This window comes from Microvirga flavescens, assembly GCF_003290125.1.
GTDB lineage: Bacteria > Pseudomonadota > Alphaproteobacteria > Rhizobiales > Beijerinckiaceae > Microvirga > Microvirga flavescens.
On the sequence record NZ_QMKH01000007.1, the window covers coordinates 195,558 to 204,135 of the forward strand.

At 62.1% G+C, this 8,578-nt stretch carries 8 protein-coding genes; 1 reads left to right on the forward strand and 7 read right to left on the reverse strand.

From position 1 onward, the window contains the following. Positions 1-137 precede the first annotated feature (137 nt). The 5 genes from DQW91_RS14330 to DQW91_RS14350 all read right to left on the reverse strand — a co-directional run bounded on the left by DQW91_RS14330 (position 138) and on the right by DQW91_RS14350 (position 6,286). Positions 138-722: a protein-S-isoprenylcysteine O-methyltransferase gene (locus tag DQW91_RS14330; protein ID WP_112664319.1), complete on the reverse strand. Its 585-nt coding sequence runs from the start codon at positions 720-722 to the stop codon at positions 138-140. Beyond that, positions 722-1,951, reverse strand: coding sequence for a hypothetical protein (locus tag DQW91_RS14335; RefSeq protein WP_112664320.1), 1,230 nt, complete (start codon positions 1,949-1,951; stop codon positions 722-724). The genes DQW91_RS14330 and DQW91_RS14335 overlap by 1 nt, the downstream gene beginning before the upstream one ends. Before the next feature lie 212 nt (positions 1,952-2,163). Then, complete coding sequence (gcvA, locus tag DQW91_RS14340; RefSeq protein WP_112664321.1) at positions 2,164-3,177, reverse strand: transcriptional regulator GcvA; 1,014 nt, start codon at positions 3,175-3,177, stop codon at positions 2,164-2,166. Between the two features lie 287 nt (positions 3,178-3,464). Then, positions 3,465-5,048, reverse strand: a complete 1,584-nt coding sequence (locus tag DQW91_RS14345) for a DHA2 family efflux MFS transporter permease subunit (protein WP_112664322.1) — start codon at positions 5,046-5,048, stop codon at positions 3,465-3,467. 11 nt (positions 5,049-5,059) lie between these two features. Next, positions 5,060-6,286 carry an HlyD family secretion protein gene (locus tag DQW91_RS14350; protein WP_112664323.1) on the reverse strand — a complete coding sequence of 409 codons (1,227 nt, stop codon included), beginning with the start codon at positions 6,284-6,286 and terminating at the stop codon, positions 5,060-5,062. 145 nt (positions 6,287-6,431) lie between these two features. Between DQW91_RS14350 and DQW91_RS14355 the strand changes: the two genes are divergently transcribed. After that, complete coding sequence (locus DQW91_RS14355) at positions 6,432-7,097, forward strand: TetR/AcrR family transcriptional regulator (RefSeq protein WP_112664324.1); 666 nt, start codon at positions 6,432-6,434, stop codon at positions 7,095-7,097. An 8-nt stretch (positions 7,098-7,105) separates the two neighbouring features. On the opposite strand, the gene DQW91_RS14360 is transcribed toward DQW91_RS14355, so the two are convergent. Then, a complete protein-coding gene (locus tag DQW91_RS14360; protein WP_112664325.1) occupies positions 7,106-7,789 on the reverse strand; it encodes a Crp/Fnr family transcriptional regulator in 684 nt (227 codons plus the stop codon). Between the two features lie 355 nt (positions 7,790-8,144). After that, positions 8,145-8,578: M10 family metallopeptidase C-terminal domain-containing protein (locus tag DQW91_RS14365; RefSeq protein WP_198411870.1), on the reverse strand; the 434-nt coding region annotated here is incomplete at its 5' end.

Below are 8,578 nucleotides of genomic sequence, written 5' to 3' on the forward strand. Positions count from 1 at the left end.
ATAAAATAAATAAAATCCCAATTTTGGATTATAATACTAAAAAGACAAAAGCTATTACATAGTATGCGCGAGCAAAAGCCAGCTCCCATCCTGGCAATGCTAGCGTTATTGGTTAAATAGGCCTGTTTCAGAAATTTCTAGAGGATTCGCGGAATCAAGCGCCCAGTTCGAGCCATGTAAGCCCGATATGGCTCGCCGAAGGCCTCGATCATGAGGCGCTCCTCCTCCGCGACCCGGAACAGGTAAAGCGTTCCGAAACCGACGATCCCCGAGAGGCCCGCCACGAAATTCGGCAGCAGCAGCGCCTGCGCGACGGCCCAGAGCCAGAAGGCCGTATACATGGGATGGCGGATGCGCCGATAGACGCCCTCGGTCACGAGCTTATGGTTCTCGCGCACTTCGAGAGTGACCGACCAGTTCCGCCCCAGCGCTTTATGCGTCAGGCGAAACATCGCCAATGCGGCGCAGGTAACGATAACCCCGACGAAGGCCTGAACGGGGTTGAAAGTATAGGCCGCGAATTTGGGGAACCCCGTCGCAACATAGACGAGTGGCACAAGGCCGAGCCCCGTGAAGGATATGGACAGCAGCGTAATCTCACGCACGCCCCGCGCGCTGCGGGCGATAGGTGTCCGACGGGATTTGCGCGCGAACGGAACGCGGATCAAGTACCAGCCGACAGCGAGCAGGACGAAGGCGGCCTTGGCAATCGTGGGCGTCATCAGAAACTCTTTTCCATCGCGAGCGTCGCAATGGGCGAAACATCGGCCGCCATCTCCGGAAGCCCTCCGTCGGAGCCGATCGCGGACATGGCCCCATCCGCATACCTGACCTGCCGCTCGACGGAAAGTGGCCCGCAAAGCAGCATGAAATAGTCATAGGCAGCACGCTGATCGTTGCCGCTGACGAACTGGCAATGCACCTTGAAGAAATTGCGGCGCATGCGCCGGTATCGAGGCGCATGCACCATTCTCCTGATGCGTTCGATACGCACGATAGGACGCCCCGCCACATCGAGCCCCATCTCGGCAACAGGATTCGTCTTGTAGAAATTCATCACGTCCGTCAGCGCCTGATACTCAACCCAGAAAATCTGGGTCGCCGACGCCACGCGCTTGACCGCCTCACGAAACCTCTTCGCCTTGCGGTGCAGCCCGATCTTCAGGAGCGATGACCCCACGGACGCGAAGGCGATGGGCGGACAGGACTTCCCGAGATCGGGATCAATACGCAAGGCCTGATCAAGAAGATCCACGGCCAGAACGGCCCCGAGGCTGTGGCCGATAATCAGGATTTCATCGGCCTGTTGCTCTTTCGCGCTGGCAACAAGGCCGCGGGCGACGCGCTCAAGCCGGGCATCGAGCACGGCGTTATGCCGCCTGATGTATTCGCGTGAAAAAATCCAGTCGTCGAACAGAAGCGGAAGAAAGAGCCACCGCGCCGGCCAGCGCATCAGAAGCAGGAAGGCTGCAATGCCGACGCCGATTCCGACCAGAAGAGAGCCGGCGGCTTTTGCGGCGAGGGCCTCCACGCCCCATGCGAAGGCGACGAACAGGGAAAGTATGACGAAGGGGTAGAGAAAGAACCCGGCATAGCGCCAGTTGGAGCGTAGATATCCCCAAAGCGTTCCCGACACCGTAAAGTCCAGGAAGGCCCGCAAGGCACAGGGCAATCGGCTCCACATGGGCCTTCGCGCTTCGGCGGCGATGACATCATCCCAGCGCAACAGCCGGAAATCGGTCTCGACCCCCCAATTGGGGCCGGAGGTCATGACGCGCCAGGACGTCAAATCGTCTTCGACGACAGCTTCCGAAGCCGTCGCGGCAACAGACCAGGTCGTCTCGAATCGCTGCAGCTCACGCGCGAAGCGGCGATGCGTGCACTGGGGCGATACAGGGTCGTATCCGCCTAGGTGATAGACGAGCCGCTTGGTAATCTTCCCTTCCAACATCCCTTCACCATGACCGTTCCCCGCAAAGAGTGCTTTTGTATGGTGGTGGCTTTTGTTCATCTGCCAAGGGTCACAGGAATCAATTCCCTGAAAGACGATGCTCACCTTAGGCACATGTGTGACAGCGAGCGGCCGCGCACGCAAGCGACACGCTTGAGGGGTAAAATGAAATCCCCTCGACCAATAGTAGTATTTCTGGCGGCACTGAACATTCAGGCCAGAGCGGCCTTCTTCGCCCTCTCCTCAACGTCGCGCTCAGAAGGCGGGATCCCGCAAGGGCCGGCGGCCAGCTCGCAGCCGCATGATTCATCCAGCAGGAACTCGCGCATGGCGACGACACGGGCATCGTTCATGAGAGATTCTGGCCAGATGGCTACGTAGCTTTTCGTCGCCATCATCTTCACGTCCCCGAACGGACGGACCAAGCGGCCGGCAGCCAGTTCGGCGTCGATCATCGGGGAGCGTCCAAGGACGACCCCGGCGCCCTCGATGGCGGCGCGGAGCGCCAGGCCGAAATGGCTGAACCGGGGGCCGTGAATCATCTGCGCGTCGGCAAGCCCCAGATAAGGCAACCAAGTGTTCCAATCGAGTTCGGGGCGGCTCGGATAGAGGCTGGCGTGCAGATAGCCCGTCTCGTGAAGGAGCGGATGCCGCTTCAGGTCGTCGAGACTGAACGTGCCGTCCGGGTTCAGCAGGGCCGGGCTGCAAACCGGAAAAACCTCCTCGCGGACCAAAGGCATGCAGGTCGCGCTGTGCTTCACCTTTTCCGAGGGCTGCCCCACGATGGCGATATCGACCCCGTCCCGGGAGAAATCCGGCATCTCGTCCATCGCCGCGAGGCGCACCTCGATCTGCGGATGGCGTGACGCGAACCGCCCCAGACGGGGGACCAGCCACCACGTTCCGAAGGATGTCGAGGCGGCGACGGTCAGGACACCGACCTGACCGCGAGCACGCACGCGCTGAACCCCCATGCGCATCCGCTCGAGCCCGTCGGCGATTCCGGCGAAGAGGAGGCTTCCCTCATCCGTCAGCGCAATCCCCGGATTGTTGCGCACGAACAGGCGGCAATCGAGGAACGCCTCGAGCTGGCGCACCTGATGGCTCACCGCGCTCTGCGTCACGCACAATTCCTCGGCGGCCCGCGTGAAGCTCAAGTACCGCGCCACTGCCTCGAAGGTGCGAAGCCACGGCAAGGGCGGAAGTGTGGAGGGTCGTTGCGCCATGAGCTACCCCATGAATGTGACTCATGCGAACGTGAGAAAACGCCATTCGCTCGCCTCATCGCACAACCGTAACGTGGCCCCACCTGAACAACAAGAGGTTGGCCATGAGCTGGCGAGAATGGGCCGAGACACTGGGAGCTGTCTTCAGCGGCAGGCACACCGCACGATACACCGACCTGGGACATCTCGAAGATCACCTTTTGCGGGACATCGGCATCGTCCGGGAATGGGACGGAACCCTGTCGGCAGAAAATACGCAGCGACCTTCGGGACTCCTCAGCGCGAATCTAATGCCCGCCGCCGCCACCCGCCGGGGCGGCGCGTGGCTTGCGGACGAAGGGCAAGGCTAGGGCGAGACCCACGAACAGCACCGTGAGCACCAGGAAGATGTCTCCGAAGGACATGACCAGGGCCTGCTTGCGCACCATGTTCGACATCGTCCTGATCGCGGCGCGGTTCGCGTCCGAGCCAAGACTCTGGAAGTTCATGGTCATGTTGTTCAGGGTTTCGACCGCTGTGGCGCGGCCCCATTGCACGTTCTCGCGCAGGCGCAAGAGATGCAGATCCCATCGGTTGTTGAGGATGGTGTTGATGAGCGCAAGCCCCACCGCGCCACCGAGATTGCGCGTCAAATTATAGAGGCCCGAGGCGTTCTTCAGCCGGTCCGGGGGCAAGGTGCCGAGAGCGATGTTGTTGATCGGCACCATGCAGATCATGAGCCCCGCGCCGCGCAGGATCTGCGGCAGGAGAAGCTCGTTGAAATCCCAATCCTTGGTGATCTCGGAAGCGAGCCAAGTGCCGGCGGCGAAGCTCATGAAGCCGACGCCCATCATGATGCGCGGATCGAGGGACCGTGAGAGCCTTCCCGCGACGGGCGCCATGAGGAACATGCAGATGCCGGTCACGAACATCGTCTCGCCGATCTGCAGCGAGGAATAGCCCCGCACGCGGCCGAGATAGAGCGGGTAGAGATAGGTCAAGCCGTAGAGTCCGATGCCCATGACGAAACTGAAGGCGCAGCCGACGGCGAAGTTGCGGTCGCTGAAGGCTTTCAGGTCCACGATCGGGTGGCGCGCGGTCAACGCGCGGAAAAAGAAGCCGATGCCCGCGACGACGCAGACGATGGCGAGGATCGCGACGATCTCGTCCTGGAACCAGTCATTGTTGGCCCCCTCCTCCAGCACATATTCGAGCGAGCCGAGGAACGCAGCCATCAGGCCAAGGCCCGTCCAGTCGAACGTCTTGAAGAGATCGAATTGCGGCTCGTCGAAATCGACCAGAAAATACGTCGACACCGTCACGAAAATGCCGGGCACGATGTTCACCAGAAACAGCCAATGCCAGGAGAACAGATCCGTCAGGTAGCCACCGATGGTCGGGCCGACAGTGGGCGCGAGGGTCGCGACGAGGCCGATGACCGGCGAGATCACGGGGCGTTTCTCAGGCGGAAAGATGGTGAAGGCCGAAGCGAAGACGGTCGGAATCATGCCGCCGCCGATGAAGCCCTGAAACGCGCGCCACAAGATCATCTGCTCGATGGTGGTAGACGTCGCGCACATGAAGCTCATGAACGTGAACCCGCCCGCCGAAATGACGAACATCCAGCGCGTCGAGAGCACGCGCGACAGCGTTCCCGAAAGCGGGATCATGATCACTTCCGCGATCAGGTAGCTCGTCTGCACCCACGAGATTTCATCGGACGAAGCGGAAAGGCCCGCCTGGATTTCGGCGAGCGATGCCGAGACGATCTGGATGTCCAGGATCGCCATGAACATGCCGAACACCATGCAGAAGAAAGCGAACGTCCGGCGGGTGCCGGGCGCGCTCGACTCTGTGGGTTTCGGCGCTGCAATCGTGGCGGTGGCGGACATGGGCCTTCAGGTCAGGGCTGTGCGGTTTTCGTCGCTGCGGGCGCGCGGGTATCGACATTGACAACTACCGACAGGCCCGGGCGCAGCAGTCCTTCGCGCGCGACGTCGGGGGCGACGCTCACGCGAACGGGCACGCGCTGCACGATCTTGGTGAAGTTGCCGGTCGCGTTCTCCGGCGGCAGCAGGCTGAACACTGCGCCCGATGCGGGCGACACGCTCTCGACCGTGCCGATGATGTCATGATCCGGGAAGGCATCAACCTCGATAAAGACCTTCTGCCCGGGCTTCACGGAAGCAAGCTGCGTTTCCTTGAAGTTGGCATCGACATGGACGCTCGTCAGCGGCACCAGCGCGGCAAGGCGTGTTCCCGGCTGGAGATAGGTGCCGACCTCGGCCGCCTTGTTGCCGATCACGCCGTCCACCGGCGCGCGGATTTCCGTGAACGAGAGATCGCGCTGCGCCTTTTCGACAGCCGTCTGCAACTCGGCGGCCACGCGCTGGCCTTCGATCTGCTGCGCGAGCAGAACGTCCACATTGGCTTGCGCGGCGGTGTAGGCCGCCTCGGCGCTCTTCACGTTCGCATCGGCACGGTCCCGCGCGGCCTTGGCCGTGTCGAGGGTCGCCTTGCTGGCGTAGTTGGACTGGGAGAGCTGAAGCTGGCGGGCATAATCGGCGTCGGCACGCTCGGACTCCGCCTTGGCGGCGGAGACCTGCGCTTCAGCCTGCACCACGGATGCCCTGCCCGCCTCGATCTGCCGGCCGATGCGCTGGATGGTGCTGCCCTGCGTCGCAAGCTTGTCCTTGGCGGACTGAAGCGCAAGGCGATAGTCGCCATCGTCGATCCTGGCGATCAGGTCCCCAGCCTTGACGCTTTGGTTGTTCACCACGGCGACGGAGGACACATAGCCCGAGATCTTGGCCGAGAGAATCGTGATGTCGGCCTGCACATAGGCATCGTCCGTCGAGACCATGAAGCGCCCCGTCGTCAGCCAATGCGCGCCTTCGTAGCCGCCGAACGCCAGAACCACCCCGAGGACAGCAAGAAGAACAGGCTTTTTCCCGATCTTGCGCTTGGGCTTCTCGACAGGGGTGGAGGTCCCGGCAGACTTGGCGGAAACGGCGGGCGTATCGGCCGCCGCAGGCGCGGCTTTCGCGCCCGGCGCCTTGCGCTCCAGGCTCTCGCCCTCTGGAGCGGGCGCGTTCGTGCCTGCCTTTGCAAATTCTTCCCGATAAGCCATCGCCTCGTCCCTGGACTGCAAAGCCCTCTCCCTTGACCGAACGGTTCGGTCAACGTAGGTGAAAGGACCTAGAAGAAAAAGAATGCAACGCCCATATGATTTGACTGAACGGTTCGGTCAATAGCCTTGATGTGATAAATCGCACATGTCCGAGATGCAGGAAACACAACCCCAGACGGCTCCCGCCAGCACGGATGGCGGTTTGGAAAGCACGAAGCGACGCCAGATTCTGGAAGGCGCGCGAGAGGTGTTCCTTGCCCGGGGCTTCGATGGCGCAAGCATGGGCGAAATCGCCAAGACAGCAGGCGTTTCCAAAGGCACGCTCTACGTCTATTTCGACAGCAAGGAAGCCCTTTTCGAGGCTTTGACAGCGGAAGAGAAGCGCGGACTGGCGGAAGTCCTGTTCAGGCTGGATGCGGACGACCCCGATGTCCGCGGCGTTTTAACGCGGCTTGGGCACAGCTATCTCGAACACATGGGCCGCCCGGAGCACATTTCCTCCGTGCGGATGGTGATCGGCGCCGCCGAAAAGTTTCCGCGCATCGGCCAGATCTTCTATGAAGCGGGCCCCTGCCGGGGCATCGAGCGCCTTGGAGCCTATCTCACCCGCCAGGTTGAGGCCGGCCGCCTGACCATCCCCGACACCGCCGTCGCAGCCCAGCAGTTCCTCGACCTGTGCAAATCAGGCATCATGCACCGCCTGCTTTTCGCGGCGGGCGCCCCTCCGACGGAGGAGGAAATCCGCAAGACAGTGGAGAGCGCGATCTACGTGTTCTTCTCGGCCTATGGGCCACAGGCGGGATCACGGTAAGGGCGCGCCTACCCCTCCTCGCGCAAAGCCTCGGCCACGCGCTCGCGCAACAGGTCGGGGCGGCGCAGTACGAGCGCGCCTCGTGTGCGTTCGATCAGGCCTTCTTGCGCCATGACCGTAAATTCGCGCGTTACCTGCTCGCGGCGGCAGCCGATGCGGGCGGCGAGGATGTGGTGGAACGGCGGAGGTGTCACCACTCGCTCGACGGAGGCCCCGCGCGGGATCGAGAGTCGCAGAAGCTCCGAGTAGAGGCGATGCCGTAGGTCCAGAACCGTCTGCTCGACGAACCTCTCGTTCAACTCGCGAATGCGCGAGGACATGAGGCAGAACAGGCGCTCAGCGATGGGCCGGTTGGCGAACACGAGCTCCCGGAAGACGGATGAGGGCATCACACAGGCTTCCCCGCGCGTGAGAGCCGTCACGTTGGCGGACCGCTTGATCCCGTCCATTGCGGCCAATTCGCCGAAAAGCTCGCCTGCCCGCATTTCGTCGAGAATGACTTCCTTGCCCGCCGCCGTGCGCATGAGAACGCGGACATCCCCTGAGAGCAGGAAATAAACGTCCGTGGAAGGATCATCGAAATCGACGAGGATCTCCTCCGGCTCAAACCGACGCCACGAGCATCGCGCCTCGAACGAAGCGAGGTCGATCTCCAGATCCTTTAAAAGGAAAATGCTTGCAAGCCGCGCCATTAGGCCCCCCAGACGCCGCTATCGTTGAACCGCACTAATGCCAAGGTCAAGTTCAACTCCGACAGCAACACTCTCTCGTAAGGGAAGATCTACGCGAAGGCCCTATAGGGAAAACTAGGTCGCGTGGCGAATTACACTGGGAGAAGATGCAGCCATTCCCAAATCCCGTCCCGAGCAGTCATGGTGCGGCAGATATTGGTGGCCGAAGTATCGTCTTGAGTCGCCTCACACCCCGCTCCATTAATTCCGCTTGCTCCGCCTTGCCCTGTCGGACGCGCCCTGCAACAACCGCATCGCAGCCGAAAGGAGCCGCCCCGGGGAGCAGCTCCTTGCGTGTACCGTCAAGTCTCCACCCTCAGATGGTGTAGAGGCTGAAGCTGGCGGCGATGAGGGTCAGGCCGGCGCTGAGCTGGGCGAACTGCACCTGCGCGACCGCTCCCGAGCCGTCCGCGTCGTAGTACAACGCGCCCGTCGCGCTGTTGTACACGATCCGCTGCGCCGACGTCGTCGCCGCCGCTCCGATCGTGAACGCGTTCGTGCTCAGCGCGCTGTTCACATAGGTCAGCCCCGCATCCGTCTCGTAGATCACCACGTCCGGGAACGCACGGAACACATGCGTCTCAAGCTCAATCTTGTCTTCCCCGACCTTGAAGTCCACGATCCGGTCCACGCCAGACCACGGCGAGGCGTCGAACCGGAACACGTCACGGCCCGCGCCGCCCTCAAGCAAGTCCGCGCCTTCGCCTCCCACCAGCGTGTCGTGGCCGTCCCCGCCGTTCAGGTAGTCGC

Excerpts from the sequence above, each read along its gene's own strand:
- DQW91_RS14330 (WP_112664319.1), bottom strand. The coding sequence starts at position 722 with ATGACGCCCACGATTGCCAAGGCCGCCTTCGTCCTGCTCGCTGTCGGC.
- DQW91_RS14335 (WP_112664320.1), bottom strand. The coding sequence starts at position 1,951 with ATGTTGGAAGGGAAGATTACCAAGCGGCTCGTCTATCACCTAGGCGGA.
- gcvA (WP_112664321.1), bottom strand. The coding sequence starts at position 3,177 with ATGGCGCAACGACCCTCCACACTTCCGCCCTTGCCGTGGCTTCGCACC.
- DQW91_RS14345 (WP_112664322.1), bottom strand. The coding sequence starts at position 5,048 with ATGTCCGCCACCGCCACGATTGCAGCGCCGAAACCCACAGAGTCGAGC.
- DQW91_RS14350 (WP_112664323.1), bottom strand. The coding sequence starts at position 6,286 with ATGGCTTATCGGGAAGAATTTGCAAAGGCAGGCACGAACGCGCCCGCT.
- DQW91_RS14355 (WP_112664324.1), top strand. The coding sequence starts at position 6,432 with ATGTCCGAGATGCAGGAAACACAACCCCAGACGGCTCCCGCCAGCACG.
- DQW91_RS14360 (WP_112664325.1), bottom strand. The coding sequence starts at position 7,789 with ATGGCGCGGCTTGCAAGCATTTTCCTTTTAAAGGATCTGGAGATCGAC.